Annotated in this window: 25 protein-coding genes and 1 pseudogene; 10 read left to right on the forward strand and 16 right to left on the reverse strand. The window is 43.6% G+C overall.

The features are described from left to right. Positions 1–3: 3 nt before the first annotated feature. The 6 genes from KJS52_RS03170 to KJS52_RS03195 form a co-directional block, all read right to left on the reverse strand. Entirely contained in the window at positions 4–1,392 is a 1,389-nt protein-coding gene (locus KJS52_RS03170; RefSeq protein ID WP_213513166.1) for a response regulator, read from the reverse strand. Next, positions 1,385–3,139 (reverse strand): sensor histidine kinase, encoded by a 1,755-nt coding sequence (locus KJS52_RS03175; RefSeq protein WP_213513167.1) that lies wholly within the window; start codon positions 3,137–3,139, stop codon positions 1,385–1,387. The genes KJS52_RS03170 and KJS52_RS03175 overlap by 8 nt, the downstream gene beginning before the upstream one ends. Before the next feature lie 220 nt (positions 3,140–3,359). Next, positions 3,360–5,144, reverse strand: coding sequence for a type 2 periplasmic-binding domain-containing protein (locus KJS52_RS03180; RefSeq protein WP_246563082.1), 1,785 nt, complete (start codon positions 5,142–5,144; stop codon positions 3,360–3,362). Between the two features lie 148 nt (positions 5,145–5,292). Continuing rightward, on the reverse strand, positions 5,293–6,189 hold the full coding sequence (locus KJS52_RS03185; protein WP_246563085.1) for a carbohydrate ABC transporter permease: 897 nt from the start codon (positions 6,187–6,189) through the stop codon (positions 5,293–5,295). A gap of 29 nt (positions 6,190–6,218) precedes the next feature. Beyond that, a complete protein-coding gene (locus KJS52_RS03190; RefSeq protein WP_213513168.1) occupies positions 6,219–7,163 on the reverse strand; it encodes an ABC transporter permease in 945 nt (314 codons plus the stop codon). 282 nt (positions 7,164–7,445) lie between these two features. Continuing rightward, complete coding sequence (locus KJS52_RS03195; protein WP_213513169.1) at positions 7,446–7,676, reverse strand: hypothetical protein; 231 nt, start codon at positions 7,674–7,676, stop codon at positions 7,446–7,448. Between the two features lie 136 nt (positions 7,677–7,812). Here KJS52_RS03195 and KJS52_RS03200 point away from each other — a divergent pair, with 136 nt between their 5' ends. Beyond that, on the forward strand, positions 7,813–8,496 hold the full coding sequence (locus KJS52_RS03200) for a hypothetical protein (protein WP_213513170.1): 684 nt from the start codon (positions 7,813–7,815) through the stop codon (positions 8,494–8,496). Positions 8,497–8,627: 131 nt separating this feature from the next. Here KJS52_RS03200 and KJS52_RS03205 read toward each other — a convergent pair whose 3' ends face one another. Continuing rightward, positions 8,628–9,236: an acetylglutamate kinase gene (locus KJS52_RS03205; protein WP_213513171.1), complete on the reverse strand. Its 609-nt coding sequence runs from the start codon at positions 9,234–9,236 to the stop codon at positions 8,628–8,630. Between the two features lie 105 nt (positions 9,237–9,341). Next, positions 9,342–9,974, reverse strand: coding sequence for a nitrite reductase (locus KJS52_RS03210; RefSeq protein ID WP_213513172.1), 633 nt, complete (start codon positions 9,972–9,974; stop codon positions 9,342–9,344). Between the two features lie 185 nt (positions 9,975–10,159). On the opposite strand from KJS52_RS03210, the gene KJS52_RS03215 reads away from it, so the two are divergent. The 4 genes from KJS52_RS03215 to KJS52_RS03230 all read left to right on the forward strand — a co-directional run bounded on the left by KJS52_RS03215 (position 10,160) and on the right by KJS52_RS03230 (position 12,255). Beyond that, positions 10,160–10,447: a phosphatidylinositol kinase gene (locus KJS52_RS03215; protein WP_213513173.1), complete on the forward strand. Its 288-nt coding sequence runs from the start codon at positions 10,160–10,162 to the stop codon at positions 10,445–10,447. A 156-nt stretch (positions 10,448–10,603) separates the two neighbouring features. Further along, positions 10,604–11,434: a non-homologous end joining protein Ku gene (gene ku / locus KJS52_RS03220; protein WP_213513174.1), complete on the forward strand. Its 831-nt coding sequence runs from the start codon at positions 10,604–10,606 to the stop codon at positions 11,432–11,434. Then, the gene (locus KJS52_RS03225) at positions 11,431–11,877 is read left to right on the forward strand and encodes a hypothetical protein (RefSeq protein WP_213513175.1); all 447 of its coding nucleotides are present in this window, start codon (positions 11,431–11,433) and stop codon (positions 11,875–11,877) included. The genes ku and KJS52_RS03225 overlap by 4 nt, the downstream gene beginning before the upstream one ends. Before the next feature lie 81 nt (positions 11,878–11,958). Beyond that, the gene (locus tag KJS52_RS03230; protein ID WP_213513176.1) at positions 11,959–12,255 is read left to right on the forward strand and encodes a hypothetical protein; all 297 of its coding nucleotides are present in this window, start codon (positions 11,959–11,961) and stop codon (positions 12,253–12,255) included. Between the two features lie 149 nt (positions 12,256–12,404). Here the strand turns inward: KJS52_RS03230 and KJS52_RS03235 are convergent, their stop codons facing one another. After that, the gene (locus KJS52_RS03235) at positions 12,405–13,598 is read right to left on the reverse strand and encodes a copper amine oxidase N-terminal domain-containing protein (RefSeq protein ID WP_213513177.1); all 1,194 of its coding nucleotides are present in this window, start codon (positions 13,596–13,598) and stop codon (positions 12,405–12,407) included. 189 nt (positions 13,599–13,787) lie between these two features. Here KJS52_RS03235 and KJS52_RS03240 point away from each other — a divergent pair, with 189 nt between their 5' ends. Beyond that, positions 13,788–14,066 (forward strand): hypothetical protein, encoded by a 279-nt coding sequence (locus KJS52_RS03240; RefSeq protein ID WP_213513178.1) that lies wholly within the window; start codon positions 13,788–13,790, stop codon positions 14,064–14,066. 75 nt (positions 14,067–14,141) lie between these two features. Here the strand turns inward: KJS52_RS03240 and KJS52_RS03245 are convergent, their stop codons facing one another. Next, complete coding sequence (locus KJS52_RS03245) at positions 14,142–14,825, reverse strand: hypothetical protein (RefSeq protein WP_213513179.1); 684 nt, start codon at positions 14,823–14,825, stop codon at positions 14,142–14,144. A gap of 484 nt (positions 14,826–15,309) precedes the next feature. On the opposite strand from KJS52_RS03245, the gene KJS52_RS03250 reads away from it, so the two are divergent. Both KJS52_RS03250 and KJS52_RS03255 read left to right on the forward strand, forming a co-directional pair. After that, the gene (locus tag KJS52_RS03250; protein ID WP_213513180.1) at positions 15,310–15,924 is read left to right on the forward strand and encodes a hypothetical protein; all 615 of its coding nucleotides are present in this window, start codon (positions 15,310–15,312) and stop codon (positions 15,922–15,924) included. A gap of 134 nt (positions 15,925–16,058) precedes the next feature. After that, positions 16,059–16,865, forward strand: a complete 807-nt coding sequence (locus tag KJS52_RS03255) for a hypothetical protein (protein ID WP_213513181.1) — start codon at positions 16,059–16,061, stop codon at positions 16,863–16,865. Positions 16,866–16,918: 53 nt separating this feature from the next. Here KJS52_RS03255 and KJS52_RS03260 read toward each other — a convergent pair whose 3' ends face one another. After that, positions 16,919–17,074, reverse strand: coding sequence for a hypothetical protein (locus tag KJS52_RS03260; RefSeq protein WP_213513182.1), 156 nt, complete (start codon positions 17,072–17,074; stop codon positions 16,919–16,921). A gap of 155 nt (positions 17,075–17,229) precedes the next feature. On the opposite strand from KJS52_RS03260, the gene KJS52_RS03265 reads away from it, so the two are divergent. After that, on the forward strand, positions 17,230–17,517 hold the full coding sequence (locus KJS52_RS03265) for a transposase (RefSeq protein WP_213513183.1): 288 nt from the start codon (positions 17,230–17,232) through the stop codon (positions 17,515–17,517). 37 nt (positions 17,518–17,554) lie between these two features. Here the strand turns inward: KJS52_RS03265 and KJS52_RS27270 are convergent. Continuing rightward, positions 17,555–18,131 (reverse strand): annotated as a pseudogene (locus KJS52_RS27270) (kinase). A gap of 172 nt (positions 18,132–18,303) precedes the next feature. Between KJS52_RS27270 and KJS52_RS03270 the strand changes: the two are divergent. Then, the gene (locus tag KJS52_RS03270) at positions 18,304–18,540 is read left to right on the forward strand and encodes a ferredoxin (protein ID WP_213513184.1); all 237 of its coding nucleotides are present in this window, start codon (positions 18,304–18,306) and stop codon (positions 18,538–18,540) included. Between the two features lie 99 nt (positions 18,541–18,639). Here the strand turns inward: KJS52_RS03270 and glnA are convergent, their stop codons facing one another. The 4 genes from glnA to KJS52_RS03290 all read right to left on the reverse strand — a co-directional run bounded on the left by glnA (position 18,640) and on the right by KJS52_RS03290 (position 23,078). Beyond that, positions 18,640–19,968 carry a type I glutamate--ammonia ligase gene (gene glnA, locus KJS52_RS03275; RefSeq protein WP_213513185.1) on the reverse strand — a complete coding sequence of 443 codons (1,329 nt, stop codon included), beginning with the start codon at positions 19,966–19,968 and terminating at the stop codon, positions 18,640–18,642. Positions 19,969–20,271: 303 nt separating this feature from the next. Further along, a complete protein-coding gene (locus KJS52_RS03280) occupies positions 20,272–20,682 on the reverse strand; it encodes a MerR family transcriptional regulator (protein WP_213513186.1) in 411 nt (136 codons plus the stop codon). 92 nt (positions 20,683–20,774) lie between these two features. Next, entirely contained in the window at positions 20,775–22,040 is a 1,266-nt protein-coding gene (locus KJS52_RS03285) for a methionine gamma-lyase family protein (protein ID WP_213513187.1), read from the reverse strand. Between the two features lie 69 nt (positions 22,041–22,109). Next, a complete protein-coding gene (locus tag KJS52_RS03290; protein ID WP_213513188.1) occupies positions 22,110–23,078 on the reverse strand; it encodes an AAA family ATPase in 969 nt (322 codons plus the stop codon). Between the last annotated feature and the right edge of the window lie 61 nt (positions 23,079–23,139).

The raw sequence follows: 23,139 nt of genomic DNA on the forward strand, positions 1-23,139 counted from the left end.
CTTTCACCTCAACTCATAGTGCAATGATCGATATTCCGTCGGATAAACGCCAAACTGCGCTTTAAACGTTCGGCTAAAATATTTATGATCGACAAATCCGACACGGTTGGCAATCTCCGAGATCGAAAGCTGTGTGCGAACCAGCATTTGCTTGGCCGCATCAATTCGCAGCTCGCGCAATACGATACCGAAGGAAACGCCAAAAAATCGTTTAAAGCATTGGCTGAAATAGCTGCGGCTCATCCCAACCTGGTAAGCAATATCATTTTGATTCAGCTCGAGCGCAATTTGCTGATGCATATAACGAATCGCTTTAATCATACAGAGCATCACCTCATGCGAGAACGATAAATCTCCCATTCGACTTCGCAGCAGCACCGAAAACTGCTGCAGCCAATGCTCGACTGTTTTCCAGCAACTCGTATCCGGCTGCTCTGGTACGTCTATATAAGGCTCAGCAATATTGATTGAAAGCACGACCTGACGATAAAACTGATTGCATAGCTGCTGCAAATAGGACGGCTGCGGCTGCAGCTGCTTAACACGCTTCGTCCATGCGTTCCATTCCTGCGGATACAACAGCCAGCGATATTGCTCCAATTCATTGAAAAACTTCTGCTGCTCGCGCTGATCGACCGCAGTCAGCTGCTTCATTAAGCCAAGCAGCTCTTCTTCGCTCAGATGAAAGCACCTGCTGCCCCCGGCATCGCTGTAATAAAACAGCAGCCGTTCACCATGCTCAATTAGCCATGGCTCAATTTCCTCTGCTTTTTTGCCGCACTGCGGCATCACGACGAATTGGCCAAGCTCCTGCAGCTCAAAAAGCAAGCTCTCCTGCGGAATCGATACCGCCGAGGTCTCCAGTCGAAACCAGCTGCGGCCAAGCTCCTTGACGACTAGCGAATTGCTGGCGATCAGCTGATTTTCAAACGATGTGAACGGAGCCGCCAGCGGCCTGTACATGTACAAGCCGCCATTATAGAGCGGCACAGTCTCATGCTTGCGCTCTGTCTCCCGCTTCAAGCGCGATACAATGCGTTTGGCCGTTTCATCTACGTTATCGCGATTAAGCAGTGTCTTCACGATGTAGTCAATCGCTCCGAGCTGCAGTGCTTCCTGAGCGTAATCAAACTCATGATGACAGGTCAAGATGACAAATTTCACTTGAGGATGCAGCTCCTGCACGCGCTTCATTAGCTCAAATCCATTCATATTTGGCATCGTAATGTCTACGAACATGACGTCGACGGCCTGCTTTGACAAAAAACGCAACGCTTGAATGCCATCCTTCGCTTCTCCAACAAAGGATATTTCATAAGCATCCCAATTGGTCAGCGACTGCAAGCCTTGGCGAACCATTCGCTCATCATCTACAACAAGTGCACTAATCATATCGCTCCTCCTCCAGCTTTAATGGAATGATAACGGTTAAACAAGTTCCAGCCCCTGCTTTGCTTTCAATATGAAGCTTTCCTGCATCTCCGTAAAATCTATCCAACAGCCGACGAACATAGCTCAGTCCAATGCCCATTCCCATTGTCGTCTGCTTGCCTGCTGTGCTAAGCTGCATCAGCGTTTGATGGTCTACTCCTTGACCGTTGTCCTCAACACGGAGCTGTAAAGCGTTGTCCGAATAAGGCTCTATCGTTAGCTCAATGATACTTTGCTCATCACTGCGTCCATGATAAATCGCATTTTCAACGAGCGGCTGCAGCAGAAAGCGCGGAACTGCAACATGCAGCAGCTCTGGATCTACATGCAGTTCAAATTGCAGCTCGTCCTCATAGCGAATCATATGCAAATCAATATAATGCTGAAGCGCTTCCAGTTCCTGCTTGATCGTCACAATAAGACTGCTTTTCCCCATGTTGTAATGCAGTAGCTTGACGAGCAAGGTTACAATACGATCAATATCATCCTGTCCTTTAGCTCTCGCCATCCATTGCACAGTATTCAACGTATTATGCAAAAAATGCGGGTTGATTTGACTTAGCAGCTTCTCGATTTCCAGCTGCGATTTATTTCTTTCATTCCACGATACTTCTTCAATCAGCTCATTGACCGTATGCTTCATCACCTGAAAGTTTTGCAGCAGCGTATCAAATTCCTCAATGCCCACTTGCTTCACTGGTGAGTCCCGTTCGCCTGTCAGCTTCACGATTTCCAGATTCACTCGCCGCAAGGAGCCGTATACTTTGCGCCAGATCATCATCGCAATCGCAAAGGCTAGTATAAGCGAGCCAAGCACAAGCGCCACCATGCGAACCAGCCATTGATTAATTTCGTGATTGTACTCATCCTTGTTTACTGCAATAACAAGCTTCCAGCCCTGGATGCTCTCATATCCGAATACATAATGATCCTCTACCTGCTTTACGCCGTTATCGACCATTTCCCAGGTCAGCTCCTCCGCCCTAAAGGGAGGATCACCGGCGTCCGCATACAGCACCTCTTTCTGCTCGGAAATTAAATAATGATAGACAGGCATACCGTACCAATTGCTGTTCATCATTTTGCGGAACATATTATAGTTGGATTCCAGGTAAATATAGAGAGAATAATTGCTGTCTGATTTAACCTCGCGAATTGATGAAAATACGATATTTTCACTGTTCTTGTACTGCGTCTGGTGCGGCCCATAGTAAGCGGTTCCATTATAGCGGATAAATAATGGAAGCTTCTCGATCGTAAAATCATCACGCACTGATAGATTGTTAAATAGAATCGGCTGCTCATCGCTAGCATTGTCATGATAGTAAACCATCAAGCCAACATTCGGATTCGTAAAGTTAACGATGTTGAAGGTGCCTTCAATTTGCTCAATTAGCGCTACCTTTTCCGCCAAGCTGGCACTAAGCATGTATTCATTCACTCTGGCAGCCGTTTGTCCATCCAAAGCAAATTGCTTCGACACAAAATCGAGATTGCTCAGCAGGTTTTCAATCCCCATCGCCTCCTGCTTCAAGCTAGCCTCTATCCCGGCAGATATTTTATGCTGCAAAATCGAATGCATCGAGGAATAGGTATAGCCTGCCAGCAGCGCAGGCGGGAACAGGCACGCGATCAGCAAATAAAAAATTAGCGTTCTTCTAAGTGTGCCGCGCTTGAAAAATTGCTTTGTACGCTTCATTAGCTTCATTGAGAGCAACCACTCCATTGTTAATCTTTACTATATTATTGTAAACAATCTCTTTCTTGAAAGGAATAGTAAGAAATGCCCGCCCGAGGATTTTTTTGGTATGAGCAGCCAAATTGATAGATTTGATAGAGTCAATGAGCAATGCGTTCCACGCTCGTGAGGTAAAAGGCTAAAAAGAAAGCATGGAAACAGGGGGAGTTTCCATACTTTCTATCATCATTTAAGAGTTTTTCCGTAATTCAAATACTACCTTATGCTGCTCTTTGTTAAATTCTACAATCTCATCATAGCCCAGGCCTTTTGCTTTGCTAATCATTTCTTCCTTCAACTGATTGAAATGTGCTTCGTCATTCGCGTAAATCAGCTTCCATGAGTATTCCTTAATGACGGATGCAACCTGACCTTGCTTCTGCTTCATATCGTCGCTCATCTCGACATATGGCTGACCGGTGTAGATCGCTTTTTGTACAGCGATTTTATTGTTTTTCGTAAACCATTCTACCGGCGTGTTGGCATCCATCGCTGCTCTCCAGTTTTCTTCCAGCTTTGTAGGAGCCTTTGCCAGCGTTGATGTCCATAGCGTGTAATCGTATGGATCACCATTATCCGGGTTGATCATCGTGTTTTTGAAGGTTGTATTGTTGATCTGATTGCGACCGTCATCCCATACCCCGCCGCCAAACTCTGCTGGAATTGGCGTTTTATTGGACGGGAATGCTTCCTCGCCAAGTGCTGTTAGTACTGGCTTGCCATCCTTCAGCTCCCACATCATGCCTTCTGGTCCGTAGTTCGCAACCATATTGCCTTCTGGTGAATACAGCCAATCGATAACTTCCATTACCCGTTCAGGGTGCTCGGCTTTGGAGCCAATTGCCCACACACGTCCGCCGCCATATGGATTAAAGCCGTTGGAGAACGATCTTGCTTCATTGAACGGTACAAGATGGAAGCCTTTGCCTTCCGCCATGCGCTCAGGTGTGTTGTAAGCATCGTCGAACCATGAGAACCATGAGAACAGCAGCTGGCCGTCTCTCATTTTATTGACTGCTTCATCGAAGTTTTGCGTAATTGAATCCGGATCAACGAGCCCCATTTGATTGGCATCAAAGTATAGACGAAGTCCGCGCATATAATAGCTGTCCTCGTCCAGAATGCCTTGCACATCCTCTGTATCCGCAGATACGAGCGTAAAGCCGCCCGGGTTAAAGCCGTCGCCTTCCTCATAGCCATGCATGCCCGCCCAAGCCTTTGTATTCATCATCAAATTGCCATCCCAGTCAGCCCACATGGAAAATGCGTAAGTAGGCTTGCCGCTGTCGCTTTCAGGCTGCAGCTCCTGCATTTGCTTCAGAACCGGCAAATAATCCTCCATCGTATTGATTTCCGGTCTGCCTAGCTGTTCATATAAATCCCAGCGCAAATTCGGATGATAGTTTAACTCCTTCGCTTCTGACGGCCCTTCAGTTTCAGGACCTACATCGTTGCCGATTCCGTAAATGCTTGTGCCGCCGCCAAATTGTGCTTTATTTTTTTCTAGTGCTTTTGGAGCGTTTTGCAGCATGTTTTTACCGTAATTGTCCAGCAAGCCATCCTTTGTCCAATCCAGCAGCATGCCTGCAGCGATAGCATCCAAATATTTGCTGTCTGTATCGCCAAATACGACCAGATCACCCAAATCTCCGCCTGCCATCATCGATTGGAATTTAATATCTCCGCCACCTTCAAGGTTGGAGGAAATAATATTAAGCTTGACATTAAATTTTTCCTTCAACGCATGAGCAAACCAGCCTGTTTGCTCGCCAGAAAAGTTGGAAAGCATGGAAAATACATCAATCGTAATTTCCTCGCGTGCTGGTTCTTCCGTTCCAGTCTCAGGATCGCTAGTAGTAGAATTAGGCGATGCGCTCGGCTTCGGATCATTGTTGCCCGAGCTGCACGCTGCCAGCATAGAGCCTATTAAAGCGAATATAAGCAGCGCCAGCAAAGATTTTTTTACTTTTTTCATCGACTTTTTAACTCCCTTCTAATGAGTGTTCAAAAAGCTCGGCTTTCAGGACCAAGAAAGTGGGCTTTTTGAACTTCCTTTTCTAGTTTTAAGAAAAGCTATCGCTTCGTTCTTGCTACATTCACCTCCCCTAACTAATTCACGACCATTAGCCTTTAACCGCGCCAATCATAATACCCTTTACAAAATAGCGCTGGAAGAACGGATATACGAGCAAAATTGGCGTTACGACAATCATCGCGACCGTGGTGCGAATCGAGGTTGACGTTTGCACTCTTGAAAGATCGATATTTTCCATCCCCTGTCCTGAGCGAATGATCGCTGCGAGCGAATTGGATTCATTCAAATATTTGTACAGCACGAATTGCAGTGTATACAGCTTGTCGTTGGTCATAAGAAATACCGTATCCATAAACGAGTTCCATTGCGAGACTGCTGAAAAAATAGCTATCGTCGCGACAATCGGCACAATAAGCGGGAACACGATGCGCGAGAACAATACGATCGTTCCTGCTCCGTCCATCTCCGCTGATTCCTCAAGCGCCTCAGGCAATGATTCAACAAAGGTTTTAACCAAAATAACGTTGAACGGTGAAACGATTGCCGGCAAAATATACGCCCAGAAATTGTTCGTCAAATTCAAATTCATCATAATAATGAACCAAGGGATAATCCCTGCGTTAAAATACATCGTAATAATTACGAAACGATACCAAAACACGCGTCCTGCCATCTTGCGCTTCGTAAACAGATAGCCTAGAAAGGCTGAGCCAATCACAGTACCGATTGTGCCGATGACCGTTCTGGCTACCGAAACAAGGGCGGCATTAGAAAGCCCTTTTACCTTCAACACCTCGACATAGTTTGAGAAATGAATGCCTTTAGGGTACCAGGTTACTTGGCCGCTGGCGCTTAATGAGTTGTCGCTGATTGTTTGAATAAACAAGTAGTAGAACGGAAAAACGCACAGCAGCGTAAATATTCCGAACATTGTATAGTTGCAGATGGAAAAGATGCGATCTCCCATACTGTAATGCTGCTTCATATCTGGTGCTCCTTTCATGCGGTTTTCGCCTAAATAATTGATTCTCCGCGTACCCATTTGGACAACTGGTTGGCAACGAACAGTAAAAATACACTGACTAGCGATTTAAGCATGCTTACTGCAGTTGCGAACGAGAAGTTATAGCCGACAAGCCCTGTATTGTATACATAGAGGTCCAGCACCTCGATGCTGTCCTTGTTCAGGCTGTTTTGGAAGACAAAGTATTGCTCCAGGCCGTTGTTAATAAAATTGGCGATGGAAAGCAGCAGCAGCACGAAAAACGTAGACATGACGCCTGGCAGCGTAATATGCCACATAAGGCGGAAGCGACCGGCTCCGTCTACTTTGGCTGCATCATACAGCTCCTGATCGATTGAGGTGATCGCGGCGATGTAAAGAATCGCACTCCACCCTAGCGTTTTCCAGATCGACCACAGCGTCATCTTAATCCAGATATGATCCGGGGACGCCAAATAGTTAACCGGCCCCGATTGCAGGCCCAGCGAAATCATCAGCTTGTTAATGATGCCGCTGTCTACCGAGAACAGCATAAAGGCAATCGCATAAACGAGCACCCAGCTAATAAAGTTCGGCAGCGTCGTTAACGTTTGCACGACACGCTTATACCAGTTGGTGCGAATTTCAACGAGTAAAATAGCGAAAATAACCGGAAAAATAGACGTAATCAGTCCGAGTGTGCTAATGCCAAAGGTGTTTTTCATGACACGCACGATTTCACGTACTTGAAACTCGTTGGAAATGATAGACGTAAACCATTTGAAGCCAACAAATTCCGTGTCGAATAACGGAAAACCGACCCGATAATTAAAAAAGGCGTAGGTCCAGCCATACAGTGGAAAATAACTAAATACAAGTACTAATATTAAAAACGGTGCAGCATACAATAGTAAGCGATAGCGTGTACTTATCGTAAAGCTGACCCGTTTTCGCTTCGGTTCAACTACCGGATTCATAGTTAGCCTCCTTTAAATTTGAAGCAAGATTAGTAAGCGCTTACCTTTACTGCTGTTAATGCTATTGTAGGCTGTTTCAGTTTTATGAGGGAGGGAAAGCTGTTAACAGTCTGATGTTTTCTGTCAGCTATCAAAAAACATTTTTCAACGGTGATTAAACCATTTTCTCCCCTCGTACACTCTAGTGACTGCTTCTGTTCGTATAACCAACAAAAAAGCTCCTGGTTCCAACTTAATGGAAATCAGGAGCTTGCTAGATTTATATCGTTAATAGCATAGGCGTCATACGCTGTTCGAATAGCTTGACAGGGCGCTGCCATGTAGCGGCTTTGAGCTAACCAGCTCGATGTCCACTACTCCGCTTCGATTAAACGTCCGCACAGCCTTTGCCTCGTAGCAGTATGCAAGAAAGCGTTGATCCCCCGTTACTAACACACGTACATTTCGTATCGAAACATTGCCTTTGCGATCAACATAAATAAGCTGTACGTCCTTGCCAATATATTTCTGCATAACCTCACCACCTATTCAGTATGCTCCTATTATAACCGAACATATGTTCTGTTTCAAGTTAAAATAAAAAATAGATTGTACAAGATATGGAAATGTAATAGAATAAGCAGGTATGTAATATTTTAGGAGGCCTAACATGAAAAACTTGAAGCAGATGATTGGATTAACACTTATTGTATTGCTGCTCGCAGGCTGCTCCGCTAATAGCGGCAACAGCAACAATACTGGCAATACTAGCAATCCAGCATCTAACGAAGAAGCAGTTAACGGTTCAGCTGCCACTAATTCCGGCAGTGAAACAGAAAGTGGAAATGAAGGCAATGAAGGATCAGCTGTAGAAGTAGACAAAGGCTTGCTTAATGTAGACGTGACTATCCCCGCTTCCTTCTATGAGGATACAGATGCGGAGACCGTGCTGAGCGATGCCAAGGAGCAAGGTGCAACCAAAGCGGTACAAAATGATGATGGCTCTTATACCTTTACTTACCCTAAATCCGTTCATAGTGATATGATGAAGGAATTGAAGCAAACCATAGAATCCGGCATTACGGAAACGCTCGATAGCGGCACCTTCAGCTCGTTGAAGGACGTAACCTACAATGATGACTTTAGCGAGTTTACAATCGTTGTTGATAAAGAGCAGTATGAAGGCAGTATGGATGCTTTTGTACTACTGGGCTTAAGCGTTCAAGGCATTATGTACAACACCTTCAACGGCGCAGATACAACGGATATGAAAGTCCCCTTTCATTTAAAGGACGCGGCAACAGATGAAGTATACGACACAGTTTACTTCCCTAATGACAATAGCAGCAACTAGCTGACAGGCATTAGGTTCAGCATGTCGCTGATAAGCAATCGCTTATTAGTCGGCATGCTTTTTATTTGCATAAAAAAGATGAGTCTATGTAAACTCATCCTCAGCAATATCATTTGCTATTTTAATTAGCCTTAATTTTGGAAGCTCATCGGAAATTGCCGTATGATCCCTGTTGTCATCACATCCGCCATTTCAAGCGCTTGCGGTTCAATTTGATCGTTTAATGCAACATTTTTGGCGTAATCGCCAGCTATGCGAGCGGCAACCTCTTCAGCCAACAGATTCAAATGCTCAAAAAGCATATGCTGCCAGTCGTCTTTAGACCAGTATGGATTAATGCTGCCCAGAAATTGTGCCAGTTCTTCTGCATTGGCATACCATCGTCTTTGAGCATCCTTAGCTGCTTCCATGTTGTTGTCTCTCAAATCCGTAACAAGCTCGGCTGCAATGGTAAGATGCCCTGTGAGCAAATTAGCAAACTGCTGAGCAATAGGCTGGCCGTATAACGGAGCAAGAGAATTGGCGAAATCTATCGGATTTCTTAGCAAGCGTGCAGTCGTTTCCTTCTGATCAGGAAGCTTGCCAACAATGCTGTTTACCGTTAATCTGGTCCAGTAGACATGCTGCTCCCATAAAGCTCGCAGCGTTCTGTTCAGCTCTACTCTTGAAGGCGTCCATTCGCAGCTAAAGGCTGCCTGTCTGTAATCATACCAGGGATAATACGAAGTGTAACCATACATATAGTAAACTCCTCCTTTTTATCACCAGTATATGAATGGGCGTTTGGTCGGTACTTTGTCTCTTTAAAGCATTTTGCTTGAATGTACGATCAGGTGTACGTTTGTTTAAATGTTTTTGCCGTCGGCAATTCGCTGCAATGCCTCGAGTGTGACACGGTCTACGAATTTGCTGAATTTCTCTTTCCCTTTAGCATTATCTTTGTAGTAATGAATGATAGCCTGTATGACCGTTATGAGCCTCGCTTCGGCTACGCCGGACAGAAGACGCTTGGCAAGCGATGCTTTAAGTCCCTTTGGTTCTCCACCAACATAAATATCAAAGGAATCTTTTATTTTCACAATCCCGATATCCTTCAAAAGTGGTTCACTAGTACCAAGTCCGCAGCCCGCAAAGCCTACCTTAAGAGGCGTTGGCGTATCTTCACCAGCAATTGCCTGATTTAGCCTGCGTGCCGTCTCCAGACCACCTTCCTCCGCGCCTTTGCAAAAATTGCACACGATTAGGCTTTTTACAACGAAGCCCGATGGCGTTACTTCCAACCCAATCTTGCTTAGTTCATTTGCAACGTAGTCTCGTCGTTCAAGCGGCAATTCAATATAAAGCTGTTTAAACGGCGTCATTTCTATGTTCATCCCTTCTTCAGCCAAAGCGCCGATTTTTGCTAGCTGACCAGGGGTAAACAGGCTTCCTCCGACCTGGATAGGCGGATTGACCGCGATTATTACTTTCTCTCCCATAAATATCCCTCTTTTTGCTTTATACTATCTGCATCATCAACATACCATACCCCCCGAAGGTATGTCAATAAAGCGACAGGTTTTCTTCCAATAATTTCTTTTTTTTAGCTTTATAGGCGAATACCGTGTTCAGCAAAGATATCAGTCCATAGACTATAGTGTAAATTTCAGATTGGAGGTTATGTATGGATAGAAACGGTTACCAAAATATATGCTTGACCTGTATGAACAAATATGTTGGAATCCAGACGAATGACGGAATGGCGCATGACGGATTTATAGCTCATGTCGACAATGATTATGTCACGCTTGCCATTCCAAGCAATGAAATGATGAATGGAGCGCCGGTACAGCAGCAAGGCTACAGACAGTTTGGCTATCACCCCGGATTTTTCCCCAGAAGAAGATTTTTTCATCGTCGCATTCCGTTAGGGAGCATCGCCGCCTTGTTTTTACTTCCGTTCTTCATTTAGCTGCCAGAGGAAGCAGGACATTTCTCCTCTTCTCTGCTTCCTCTGCAGCTCCCTCCTTCTCCCCTATTTCGCATCTAAAGGCTTCCTTATTCGCCTCCATTAGCAAATGTTTTACGATGAATTTGGACATATTAAGCAAAAAAGGAGGTTATAGCAATGCATACCGTATGGAAAGGGGCTATCAGCTTCGGTCTGGTGCATGTGCCAGTCAAGATGCACTCGGCAACAGAGGATCGCGACATTCATTTTAGACAGCTGCATAAAGATTGCAAAATGCCAATATCCTACGAGAAAAAATGTCCGCACTGCGACAAAGAAGTTAAAGCTGAAGATATCGTAAAGGGCTTTGAGTATGAAAAAGGAAAGTTCGTCGTTGTCAATGAGGACGAGCTTGAGGCAATCAAGCCTGAATCTGCAAGGACGATCAAAATATTGGACTTTGTAGATCTTAGTGAAATCGATCCGATCTATTTTGAAAAGCCTTACTATCTTTCGCCTGATCAGACAGGTCTGGGCGCGTACAGCCTGCTTGCGGAAGCGATCAAGCAAACGAACAAAATCGGAGTTGCCAAAATTACGATTCGCAGCAAAAGCAGCCTGGCTGCAATTCGTGTAGTAGAGAATTGCCTTTGTCTGGAGACGATGCATTTTCCTGATGAAATTCGCTCCATTAATCAGGTTCCGAATTTGCCAGATATTAACCAGGTGGATCAGAAGGAGCTTGAAATGGCCAAAATGCTTATCGAGCAGCTTAGTGAAAGCTTTGATCCTGCCAAATATGTAGACGACTATCGTCAGCGTCTATCCGAGCTGATTGAACACAAAATTACTGGCGAAGGCGTCGATATTGTACAAGCACCTCCAAGCGGCAAAGCGAATGTCATTGACCTGATGGCTGCTTTGCAGGCCAGCCTCGAGGCAACCAAGCCGAAGCCCCCTGCGCCTAAGCGTAAAAGGAAAACGAAAACGACTGAGGAAGTATCGTGATCGAGCTGCCTAATGTATCAGCAGCACCGGCAAATTCACCGAATTTGCCAAACGAGCAACAAGCAAAACAAGATTTCACCAGGCAATCAGCAAGTCCATTTGTAGAAGGAACGCAGCATGACTACATGTACGAGCAGCGTAAGCAGCCTGAGCTTAAACTTATTGCTGATGTCGTTGGCGTGGCAATGAAGGACGGCGGCGTGCATAGTCTCGTACTCCGCTACAAAAATCGCTACGTCGGACATGTTTCGGGGCTAGACGGGGTGACGAAAAAGCTGATCTTGGAATTTGCCCAGCAGCATCCGGGCGAATGCCCTTTCAGTAAAAAACCAAGCCATGACGTGATGTGGCTGAGCGTGCCGTTTGCCTGCAAGGTTTCTGCACTTGAATTTACAGACAGCGGGCAATTGAAGCAGCCAAAGCTCATCGGATTCGGGGTGTAGCTGCCGCAACGTAGTTGTGCGGCAACATATTTCACCAGCTGGCTGGGCATATTACTGGAAAATAGCTTCAGGAGGTTGACAATGTCTAAAGAAGAAGGCTTTCTTAAAGAAGATCGGCAAAAGTATACCGATCTGGCTACAGTAGAATCACAGCGCAACGACTTAACAGCTGAAGAATTTACAGACGGCCCGTACGGCTCGCCAACAAATGCAGAAATGCTTGGTAAAAGCACGCCCTGGCGAATTGATCAACGCCCTCCCAATCGCTTCGATTATGAAAATCGCGAGTATCATTCTGGTAAAGAACGGGATTATCCCGATGACCAGGGACAAGGCAATGCAGCAATAGATACGTTCAACGAGCCCGAAAGTGAGTAGTGTAAATTCCCTCCAAGTTAATGTAAATATGCTAGTACACGCCCAGCGTAATTCCCCTCTTCGCTGGGTGATTTTATTAAGCTAAATCATAAAGCAAAACAGGGTAGAGGTTTTCCCTCTACCCTGATCATATCCATCTCATTTGTTTACTACTTTGCTCCGCGGAATACATCAATCCTTTTCAGATCCTCACGATGCAGCAAAATCGTATCATCAGTATCCAGCTTATATCTGACACCGTCGCTTTCATAAACAGTGCCTACCTTTAAGCTGCTCGGAACATTTTCAATAACATAAATGGTTGTATCATCAAGCTTATCGTATATTACAATACTGTCAGGAAGTCTACGCAGTGCCATCATCATACTTTCCATTTCCGGCTCGCTAACATATTCCTCCTCTACATAAATAGATTCATAATAGTCATAATCAGTGCCGTTGTTAACCTGATCTCGGTAGGATTCCCCAAAGCCATCGCTAATCGGAGCTGTTGGAGCGTCAAATTGAGCAAAGTACTGTTGAACTAATCTAGGTGCGTCATTGTCCATAGCGAAGCCATACAACCACTCATCATAAACATCTCCAAATGTATTCTGGTACCATTCTGTCGTAAAGGTATAATTAGAAGCTCCTAAATAGTTTTTAAGCTGTGATGTATCCAAAAAGAAGCCATAAAGCTGTTGCTTTGTAGACTTATAGGTTTTCCCGCCGTATTTCCACGTTACCTTTTCATTCATATTAATATTTCGTTTGTCCACCGTTTTCGTGTGGAAATAGTCTCTGTCACCTTGGAAATAGATCAAATATTTGTCGTCTCCAGGATAACCCATCAATCGCTTATATCCGGCATATTGTCCAGATGCATTTACTGCATACAGCTCATCTTGTTCATCTACTGCAAAATCCTTGGCGTATACATAGCTACCTGTCGAAATAAGGACGCTGTTAATCGACGAGCGCCATTCCACCTTACTTCCCAAAGCTTCCGTCACAAATCTTAGCGGAACCATCGTGTTGCCTTTTACCACTTTAGCTGGAACAGCAAGCGTTACCTTCTTACCATTCACATAAGCAGTCGTTTTGCCAATCGTCAACTTGATCTCTTTATCGCCTTGCTTCGCTGATACAGTTTGAGTCTTTTTATCCCAATTCAGCGGCACACCAAGCGCTTCAAAAATGCTGCGCATTGGCACAAGCGTAGTACCTTTCTCCACGATAGGCGCAACAGACACCTTCAAGGCAGTGCCGTCAATATAAATCTTGATCTTTCCTTGAGCAAATACTGAGGCAGAGCTAAAAAGCAGTATTACTGTAAGCAAGCTAACTAAACCTTTTTTCAACATTTACTTACCTCCCATTTTTTACTAGACTCAACCATAGATTACGAATCCTGGTTATTTTCGTTTCATTTCTTTTCTATATATCGCCATGAACAACTTATCGGCTATAATAGATATTACAGTGGATTACTAATTTGGATGAAATTTGTTGAATGTCCGTTTTGAATTGGAAGGAGAAAGGAAGGTGCTAAAGTGCCAGAATATGAAAACTATGAAAAAACAGTCAAGCCTACGTCTAAATTAGATGCAATACCTTCTACAAACTGGGTTTCAGTGTTAATGAGCATTGCTGGTTGGGTTATTTTAATTGTCGGTTGCATTAGCGGAATTTATCAATCCAACGAGCTGGATGGTAAGGTGCAATTTCTTACCTTTCTTTCATCTGCTTTCCGTGAGCTAACAACAGGATTGATCCTGATCGGTATTGGCGAAATCATTCGTTTGCTCCATCGTATCGTTCTAAATCGTTAAAATAGTCGGCAAACTTGTACCATCATGCCATTTGCAAAAACACCCTCATATTGTAAGAGTGTTTTGCCTTTGTCATTATAGCTGTATTCTTGTAACCTGACTTTTTTCCGGCAGCATTGGCTTTAGTTTTGATACTAATTGCTTCGTAAAATATGGGATAACATTATCTTGAAACAGCATAAATGCAACTTCACCAGAAGAACTGATATAGTTAATGACCAAGTAATAGTGCAGTTTCCTCTTCACCCTCGTAGTTGCGCGTGAACCAACAACAAGGCCTATAGGACCGAATAATAGCCCGCCGACTCTTCCTTTCATTGCACTACTATGAATGATACGTGCAATTTCAACATCTGTTTTAACTTCCGCTGCAACAATTTGGTTGATAGACAAAGTAAAATTAATACCACCACCGACTATCTCAAGTCGATCATAAAATAAAGTAATCTCACAGTTTGTTTTTTCTGCAATTGGCAAGCCTTCAAGATGATGCGTTTTAGTGGATTCAAGTATTCCTCGCAGCTCTCGCTCGGTTTCAAAATTGATTCGCCGTTTAGTTTTTGTACTAAGCATAAACCCTGCAACAGTACAAAATACCGTTAATCCGATTGCTAATCCGAGTCCTTCGAATTCTACCAAGAAAGCCATTGCTGCTATCAAGAAGAACATAAATGCCAATAAAAAAGAAATTGCAGCTAATATATTTCGAACTAAACGCACTTTGTCAGCCCCTATATGTAATATATTCCATGTTACCATATATTAAGAAGTTTGAGTAACTGTAATATTGCGATTTGCAGTAAGTTCTTTAGCTTTTGTTTCGCTTGATCCTTGAAACTCCCCAGTCGATCACGAGTCCGATAAGCAGCCATGTAACTAAATGAGTCACATACCAAATCAAATAAAACAATTGCTCACTTTCCAGTGAGTAGTGTAGTCTCGTAAATTGAGAGCTGAACCACAATAACAAAGGACTCGTGTAGCCAAGCAGGAGATTCTTGTCGTCATAGCCCAACAGATTGTGTGCGCATACAAATACTGAAAGCAGAGCCAACCAGAAAGTAAACGTTTTAGGCAATCTCCACATATAAAGCCCCCTTAATTATATTATTATGCGATTGAATACTTTAGAGCAAGTTTCATTGTTTCTCAAGTTACACTTCGTTTTTGACACTACATATTACAACCTCCATAGCCGATAAATAATTAATTGAGATTACTTTTAAGAAAGGAGTTACACTAATTGATTTATGCGGTTATCGGAATAATCATCTTATTCGGTCTAATCATGATATTTGAGCTAATAGCTTATTTAAGACTAGTAAAGAAAATAACTGGTTGTTTGAGAAGGAACATTTCTTCAAAAACTAAAAAACGAATTATGTCAAACATTGAGATTCTATATGATGAAGTCAAAATTCTTTCACCCGAAATCTTTAGAAAACTTAAGTTTACAATACGTTCCATAAGGGAGGATACTTTCACAACTAAGATGGTTTCTACTGAGTTTACAACTATTGCAACAATAATAGCAGTTGCTGCAATGGTTATTACTTGTATTGTTGCTGTGGACCCAAAACTTATAATGCCAGTACTAACTGATATGATGAGTTATTCGATTGTTCTTGTTATAAGTATTGCTTTAATGTCAACTGCCCTAGTTGTACATTTTAAAATTGAAGATAATAAGAAAACACTTCTTAGAAAATTCATGATTGTGATAGATGAAATCGAAAAGGAACACCCTCTCACAGTTCATCTTTCCGACGATCAATATCAAATTTTGTCAGCCACTTTAAGCAATCGTCGGATCATATATCGATTTGGTCGTCCTCAAAATCACGAACCCAATACTTAGTAGCAAACTTCATCTATGCTGTCATGTGCTGTGGTAATTCATCTCAACGCATCTTACTATACTGAAATGGTGCACCTGAACAAACATATTAGCAAATCCCTGAACCGATCAGGAACACATAGGAGTAAATAAACATGAAGCGCTTATTGATTACAGCCTTGGTGATTTTAATGCTGAGTGCTTGCGGCAATATTGAAACCCCTGCAGAAGCCGAAAAAAACTTGACTAAAAATAAAACAACAGCAACACCTACACCAGTAATGGAAGATCCAGACTTGTTGCTTTTTCAAGCTAGAAAACACTATGAAGAAAACGATTTAACAAAAGTTAATGAAGTTTTGGCAAAACTAAAAAGCAATACACCAGAAGCTAAAGAACAAATTGCATTTGTTAAAGAAATGAGCGATGAGTTGACTGCAATTAAAAAGAAGGAAGATGCTGAGAAGGAAAAACAACGCATCGCTGAAGTAAGCGCAAAATTAACAAATATGAGGATTAAAAAAGATGAAGTAACCGAAACAGCATATTATTTCGATAAAACTTCAGTAAAATATGTAAACGAAAATGGTTTTTATATATACGCTGGAATAATGAAAGAGTACCCTCCGTTCCTAAGGCTAAGAATCCAATATGAAGGTGACAATTGGCTTTTCATTGATAAATACATTATAAAAACGGATGATGATACCTTCACGATCTACACTGAGTTTGGAGATGTAAATCAAGACAATGGCGGAGCCAAAGTATGGGAATGGTTAGACATACCAATTACTTCGGAAAATTATGAAATAATTGAATCGATCCTGGCCTCAGAAAAAACAATAATTCGGCACCAAGGCCAGTATTATTATGATCGTACCCTCACAAACAAAGAAAAAACTGCTATTAAAAATGTAATGGAGGCTTACGAAGCTCTTGGAGGAGCGGACTTAAGTAATTAAAATAAGCCCGTTTCGGGCTTTTCTTTTAACAGAAAAAATCAAACATACGTTCTTTATGTTCCTCGTTGATTATTTTTCGTAATTTCAATTGCAATATAGAGAAGTAGTCCAAAAACTGCCCCGCCTAGCAGGATCAAGCCAAATTCACCCAAAAATAATAATAGATATGCAATAGCCATCCCCATAACAATAAAACCTAAAATTCTCATGGATTTCCCCTTCTCTATTTTTACGTTTTATTTAGTCTGCCGCTACAATTGTTCTGCTGGATCATCTTGTAATTTCAACCCTTCATAATACCGTATACTCCGATATGTTTACTCTCCTTCTTGTTAGGAAATAAATATTTCAAAGGAGGGATGTTATGAAAATCTTAATAATTGTAGGCATTATCGTGTTTCCACTATTTATGCTTTATCTAAAACGTAAACGTAAAAAATCCCAATTATTTTTTAATATTATAGCCGTTATCTCAGCCGTTATTTTCGGGAGCATTGCATCTATTTCCATTTACCAAATCATTATTGACGATGCTGTTTTTATGACAACAATTCATAGTGTATTTCTCAATCCATTGTTTTTAATAACTGGAGCTTACCTTGGGCTATACATTGTCTATAGACTGCTCATTGTAACATTTCAAGAAAGCTAGATCTTCACCACAATTACTGGATGCAATAAGACATTCTTTAGGAGCTTATAATCAAATTGGCATTGGCTAAAGGAGCTACCGAGTCCAAATAGTAGTCTTCCGCTTTCCAATACCTCGACTTGAATTTTTCAATATTCTCCTTTGCAGATGCAGATTCACGTTCGAATCGTTTTTCTCTTGGGCAATCCAAATACACGATGAAATCAAAAAAAGTCCCGCCACTCTGGTCGTTGAAGAAACACACCTTCAACAATCAGAATGCAGTCACTAGGTATAGTAACGGTCTTTATTTCTAACTGATCCAAGACGGAGTTGTAGAAAGGAAGACTTATGTCTTCTGCATGGTTTAACTTTGAAAATAACTGTTTACGCAGAAGTCCAACATCCCATTGAAGATTGTAATACTCATAGCATTGCTCATATTCAGTGTCGTATCTTTTCTTGCGTTCCACAATGTGATCATCAATGTGGAAGATGCATATAGGCTTCTGATATTGACTCATCCTACTCATCAATTCCGCTACGAATGTGGTCTTTCCCGAACGACTTAGCCCGTCAATCCCGAGTACGAGTCGTTTGTTAATATAGCGGCTCAAAATGATATCCATTACCATTAATATAGAAAATCCGTAGAATGCCTGACTAAATCCATTGGATCGAACGTATAAACCTGTTGTGTTTACCTAGATTGTACCATATAATTTGGAGAAATGAGGAAGGATTTGTTTGATTTTGAAATGAATCTCTCTTATACCTAGTGTACATATTAGCAGGAGGCAATAATATATGAGTAAATATACATGGATTGAAAAGGATAGATGCATCGCATGTGGAGGCTGTTATGCGGCTGCGCCTGATATATACGGTCACGATGATGATGGCTATGCTGAAGTCATCTTCAATGGGGATGCAAACCGTGGAGTTATGGAAATTCCGAGTTATCTTTATGATGATTTGCAAGATGCCTATGAAGGCTGTCCTACCCTTGCAGTTAAGGTTGCAGATCACCCTTTTAATATTTAGCCCTCCTACTAAATCAGGGACACCTAACCACTATCTGTGTGGTTAGGTGTCCCCAACTATAAATCCCCCTAGCCCGTAGTGCTACAGACCTTTACAATTTTAATAATGCGTCAAATACTGATCCAATTCCCATTGGTGAACCTGTGTGCGATACATATCCCACTCGATTTCCTTCAGCTCGTAGAAATGAGCAAGTGCGTGATCGCCAAGTGCATCGCAAATTACATCGGAGCGCAGCAATTCATTCAACGCCTCGCGAAGATCGTTAGGCAGGCTGCGGATATTTTCGTCCAGGCGCTCCTCTTCTGTCATGATGTAGATGTTGCGATCGGTTGGAGCAACCAGCGACATTTTGTTGCGAATGCCATCCAGGCCCGCTTTCAAGATGACAGCCAGCGTCAAGTAAGGATTAGCTGCCGGGTCCGGGTTGCGGATTTCTACACGTGTTGAAATGCCGCGAGATGCCGGTATGCGAATCATCGGCGAACGATTGCTTGCAGACCATGCAACGTAGCAAGGCGCTTCGTAGCCAGGAACCAACCGCTTGTAAGAGTTGACGGTTGGATTCGTGATCGCTGCCATCGCACGCGCGTGATACATAACTCCTGCCATGAAATGACGAGCTGTATCGCTTAGTCCTAGCGGATCGCTTTCGTCGTAAAATGCGTTTTCATTGTCCTTAAATAAGGAAACGTGGCAGTGCATGCCTGAACCGTTGGAGCCGTATAGCGGCTTCGGCATGAAGGATGCATGCAAGCCATGCACGCGTGCTACTGTTTTCACAACTAGCTTGAAGGTTTGAATTTGATCGGCTGCACGGATCGCATCTGCATATTTGAAATCAATCTCATGCTGGCCAGGTGCTACCTCATGGTGAGATGCTTCAATTTCAAAGCCCATTTCCTCAAGCGTCAATACAATATCTCTACGGCAGTTTTCGCCTAAATCCATCGGCGCCAAATCGAAATATCCGCCATGATCGTTCAGTTCAGTTGTCGGGTTACCCTTCTCATCTGTTTTGAACAAGAAGAATTCTGGCTCAGGCCCTACATTCATGCTGGAAAAGCCCATTTCCTCCGCTTCCTTGAGCACGCGCTTCAAAATACCGCGCGGGTCGCCGGCAAATGGCGTGCCGTCTGGCATATATATATCGCAGATCAAGCGAGCGATGCGATCCTCCGTTACCCAAGGGAAGACAACCCATGTATCCAGATCCGGAACCAGGTACATGTCGGACTCTTCTATGCGGACATAGCCTTCAATAGAGGAACCATCAAACATCATTTTGTTATCTAGTGCCTTTTCCAATTGACTTACCGGAATCTCCACATTTTTTACTGAGCCAAGCAAGTCAGTAAATTGCAAGCGAATAAATCGTACATTTTCCTCTGCTGCGATACGTCTAATGTCCTCTTTCGTGTAACCCATTATATCATCTCCTTAAATTTTTCATGCTGCGTGCTAATTATACTTCCGTGTACATGAAAAACGCTGCGAAAGCTTGAGCTTATTACACCATGGCGTGTATGCAAACTTAGAAGGGAGCAGATTATGCCGAATTTTCGTTCCATGCAAGGCGCTTTTTCGAATGCGTACCGGGTGTACGTCAAGGAAAGGCAACGAAGCAGGGGGCGAAAAGGCGGTGTAAGATGCCCCTAAGCGTGGTTGTATACACGCCCTAGTCCAGGCAAGCTCCGAAATCGGGCTTGTCGAACATTCTCTGAATTAGTATTAACGCTTATGCAAAAATCTTGTAAGCTGCCCTTGAATGATTGACGTTTGACCTGGGCGTTTTTCAAGCAGCTGCTGCTTCAGCATACGATGAAGCTGAGTATCGGACATTTCTCTGCGCTTTACTTCCGACTGCTCGCTTACTTTGGTCGCTTCCTCTGATTCCTTGGAAACAGGATTCATCACTTGCTTTATTCCAGCAATGTTGACGCCTTTTTCAATAAGTGATTTTATTTCAAGTAATCGTTCTACATCATTAAATGAAAACAAACGTTGGTTACCGCCAGTTCTTGCAGGAACAATCAGCTCATGCTGCTCATAATAACGAATTTGTCTTGCTGTGAGATCTGTAAGCTTCATCACAATACCTATTGGGAATAAAGCCATATTTCTACGAATTTCGTCAGCCATATCGCACCATCCTTCCTGTTGCTATATTGCTTTTATTGTACCGACACGTGACAAATATGTCAACCAGTGTAAGGTTTAATTACAATAAACCGCTAAATTAGCCCATTATTTTTCATTTTCGCAAGCGACGTTAAAATGCCATATTTGACATGAGCATAGGTCAAGCCGCCCTGCATGTAGGCGATGTACGGCTCGCGAATCGGGGCATCAGCTGAGAGCTCCAGACTGCCGCCTTGAATAAAGGTGCCCGCCGCCATAATAACTGCATGCTCGTAGCCAGGCATGTCCCACGGCTCCGGTGTAACATGCGCATCAACTGCTGCGGCCTGCTGAATGCCCTGCACAAAGCTGATCAAATGATCGGCTTGTCCAAATCTGACAGCTTGAATCAGATCTGTTCGCTTCTCATGCCATTTTGGCTTCGTTTCAAAGCCAAGCCGCTCAAATACTGCTGCGGCAAGGATGCTTCCTTTCACAGCTTGTGAGACAAGATGCGGCGCTAAAAACAAGCCTTGATACATCGCGCGTAACGTTCCCAGCATAGCTCCTACCTCGGCTCCGATCCCGGGTGCTGTAAGGCGATATGCCGCAGCATCAACCAAATCGGCTCTGCCAGCTATATAGCCGCCAGTCTCTGCCAAGCCGCCGCCAGGGTTTTTAATAAGCGAGCCTGCCATTAAATCGACGCCGACCTCGGTTGGCTCAAGCAGCTCGGTAAACTCACCATAGCAATTGTCCACAAAAACTACACAATTCGGCGCCAGCTCCTTAACTCGCTCAACCATGAGCTTAATCTGCTCAATTGTAAATGAAGCGCGCCAGTCATAGCCGCGCGAGCGCTGAATGCCGATCACCTTCGTATTCGGCTTCAAAGCATCGGCTACCCCTTGCCAATCAACCTGTCCATCGTCGAGCAATGCTACGCTTTCGTAGCTAATGCCCCAATCGACAAGCGAGCCGCTTCCATCCTTCTCCTTGCCGATCACCTTATGCAGTGTGTCATACGGCTTGCCTGTTATGTACAGCAGCTCATCGCCGGGACGCAGCACGCCAAATAAAGCTGTGCTGATCGTGTGCGTGCCAGAAGCAAAATGAGGCCGTACAAGCGCCTTTTCCGCGCCAAACGTCTCAGCAAATACAAGATCAAGCACCTCGCGCCCACGATCATTGTAGCCGTAGCCTGTTGAGCCTGCAAAATGATAATCGCTTACCTTATATTTCTTGAACGCTTCAATAACCTTCCATTGATTGCGCTCACTAATTGTGTCAACCGCATATAAAGCTTCTCTAATTTCAGCCTCAGTTTCCTGCAGTAGCTGCTCCAACTGCTGCCAGGCTTCATTGTTCCCCTGCTGCATCGTCTATGTCACCTCAAGCCATGAATTAGGCACCTCTACTCGGGTAGAGATGCCCTTATATGTCTACTTTTACTTTATATCCTCAGAACGAATATTCATCAGCTCTGTCTTGCTCGGCGTCCCTCGTGGATATTGATTCATTAAGCGAACGGCATGCTGCCTTACCGCTTTTTCCAGCAAATTACGCACATAGCGCGCATTGCTGAATGAAAAATGCTCATTTTGCTTTGCCTGCAAAATAAGCTGCCTTAGCTTAAAGGCGGCATGCTGCGACAGCACATAATCTCTTTCCTTCACCATCAGCTCACCAATTTCCATCAGCTGGTCGATTGTATAATCTGGAAAGTCAATAATAAGCGGAAAGCGCGAAGGAAGTCCAGGATTCGTCAGCAAAAACTGCTCAATTTCAAACGGGTAGCCCGCAAGAATTAAAATAAATTGATTTTTCGAGTCCTCCATATGCTTGACAAGCGTATCAATCGCTTCCTTGCCAAAATCCTTTTCCCCACCTCTAGCTAGACTGTACGCCTCATCGATAAATAATACACCGCCCATCGCTTTTTTTACAAGCTCTCGCGTCTTTTGAGCGGTGTGCCCAATGTATTCTCCAACAAGATCAGCCCGCTCCACTTCAATTAAATGCCCCTTGGACAGCACTCCCATCTTTTGAAACAGCTTCGCAACGATACGGGCAATCGTTGTTTTCCCTGTTCCAGGATTGCCCTTGAAAATCATATGGTACACCTGTGACGATTGGCTTAAGCCAATCTCCTGCCGCATACGGCTAACCTGCAGCAGCGCATAAATTTCGTAGACAATCGCCTTGACCTGCTCCATGCCAATCATTTTGTTAAGCTGCTCTTCAAATTCCGCAAACAGATGATGCGTTCCCGTTTTCTCTTCAGGCAGCGCTCTTTCTTCCTGAAAAGGGGGATCATGTATAATCGGTGTAGGCTCATAATTGCGAAGCACTACATTAATTTGCCGCGATGGTCTTGTATGTAATTGAGATTCACTAGCGACTACTTTACTACTCATGCTATGCATCACCTTTCCTTTCCCAAGCTGAGCAAACGAATCGTAGTAAAAGTGTATTCTA

The sequence above is a fragment of the Paenibacillus montaniterrae genome, from assembly GCF_018403185.1.
GTDB classification, from domain to species: domain Bacteria; phylum Bacillota; class Bacilli; order Paenibacillales; family Paenibacillaceae; genus Pristimantibacillus; species Pristimantibacillus montaniterrae.

Coding starts and splice junctions, on each gene's coding strand:
- KJS52_RS03245 (WP_213513179.1), bottom strand. CDS start 14,825: ATGGTAACATGGAATATATTACATATAGGGGCTGACAAAGTGCGTTTA.
- KJS52_RS03200 (WP_213513170.1), top strand. CDS start 7,813: ATGAAAAACTTGAAGCAGATGATTGGATTAACACTTATTGTATTGCTG.
- KJS52_RS03280 (WP_213513186.1), bottom strand. CDS start 20,682: ATGGCTGACGAAATTCGTAGAAATATGGCTTTATTCCCAATAGGTATT.
- KJS52_RS03290 (WP_213513188.1), bottom strand. CDS start 23,078: ATGAGTAGTAAAGTAGTCGCTAGTGAATCTCAATTACATACAAGACCA.
- KJS52_RS03180 (WP_246563082.1), bottom strand. CDS start 5,144: ATGAAAAAAGTAAAAAAATCTTTGCTGGCGCTGCTTATATTCGCTTTA.
- KJS52_RS03185 (WP_246563085.1), bottom strand. CDS start 6,189: ATGAAGCAGCATTACAGTATGGGAGATCGCATCTTTTCCATCTGCAAC.
- KJS52_RS03285 (WP_213513187.1), bottom strand. CDS start 22,040: ATGCAGCAGGGGAACAATGAAGCCTGGCAGCAGTTGGAGCAGCTACTG.
- ku (WP_213513174.1), top strand. CDS start 10,604: ATGCATACCGTATGGAAAGGGGCTATCAGCTTCGGTCTGGTGCATGTG.
- KJS52_RS03255 (WP_213513181.1), top strand. CDS start 16,059: ATGAAGCGCTTATTGATTACAGCCTTGGTGATTTTAATGCTGAGTGCT.
- KJS52_RS03205 (WP_213513171.1), bottom strand. CDS start 9,236: ATGTATGGTTACACTTCGTATTATCCCTGGTATGATTACAGACAGGCA.
- KJS52_RS03195 (WP_213513169.1), bottom strand. CDS start 7,676: ATGCAGAAATATATTGGCAAGGACGTACAGCTTATTTATGTTGATCGC.
- glnA (WP_213513185.1), bottom strand. CDS start 19,968: ATGGGTTACACGAAAGAGGACATTAGACGTATCGCAGCAGAGGAAAAT.
- KJS52_RS03170 (WP_213513166.1), bottom strand. CDS start 1,392: ATGATTAGTGCACTTGTTGTAGATGATGAGCGAATGGTTCGCCAAGGC.
- KJS52_RS03260 (WP_213513182.1), bottom strand. CDS start 17,074: ATGAGAATTTTAGGTTTTATTGTTATGGGGATGGCTATTGCATATCTA.
- KJS52_RS03265 (WP_213513183.1), top strand. CDS start 17,230: ATGAAAATCTTAATAATTGTAGGCATTATCGTGTTTCCACTATTTATG.
- KJS52_RS03190 (WP_213513168.1), bottom strand. CDS start 7,163: ATGAATCCGGTAGTTGAACCGAAGCGAAAACGGGTCAGCTTTACGATA.
- KJS52_RS03210 (WP_213513172.1), bottom strand. CDS start 9,974: ATGGGAGAGAAAGTAATAATCGCGGTCAATCCGCCTATCCAGGTCGGA.
- KJS52_RS03230 (WP_213513176.1), top strand. CDS start 11,959: ATGTCTAAAGAAGAAGGCTTTCTTAAAGAAGATCGGCAAAAGTATACC.
- KJS52_RS03270 (WP_213513184.1), top strand. CDS start 18,304: ATGAGTAAATATACATGGATTGAAAAGGATAGATGCATCGCATGTGGA.
- KJS52_RS03175 (WP_213513167.1), bottom strand. CDS start 3,139: ATGAAGCTAATGAAGCGTACAAAGCAATTTTTCAAGCGCGGCACACTT.
- KJS52_RS03215 (WP_213513173.1), top strand. CDS start 10,160: ATGGATAGAAACGGTTACCAAAATATATGCTTGACCTGTATGAACAAA.
- KJS52_RS03235 (WP_213513177.1), bottom strand. CDS start 13,598: ATGTTGAAAAAAGGTTTAGTTAGCTTGCTTACAGTAATACTGCTTTTT.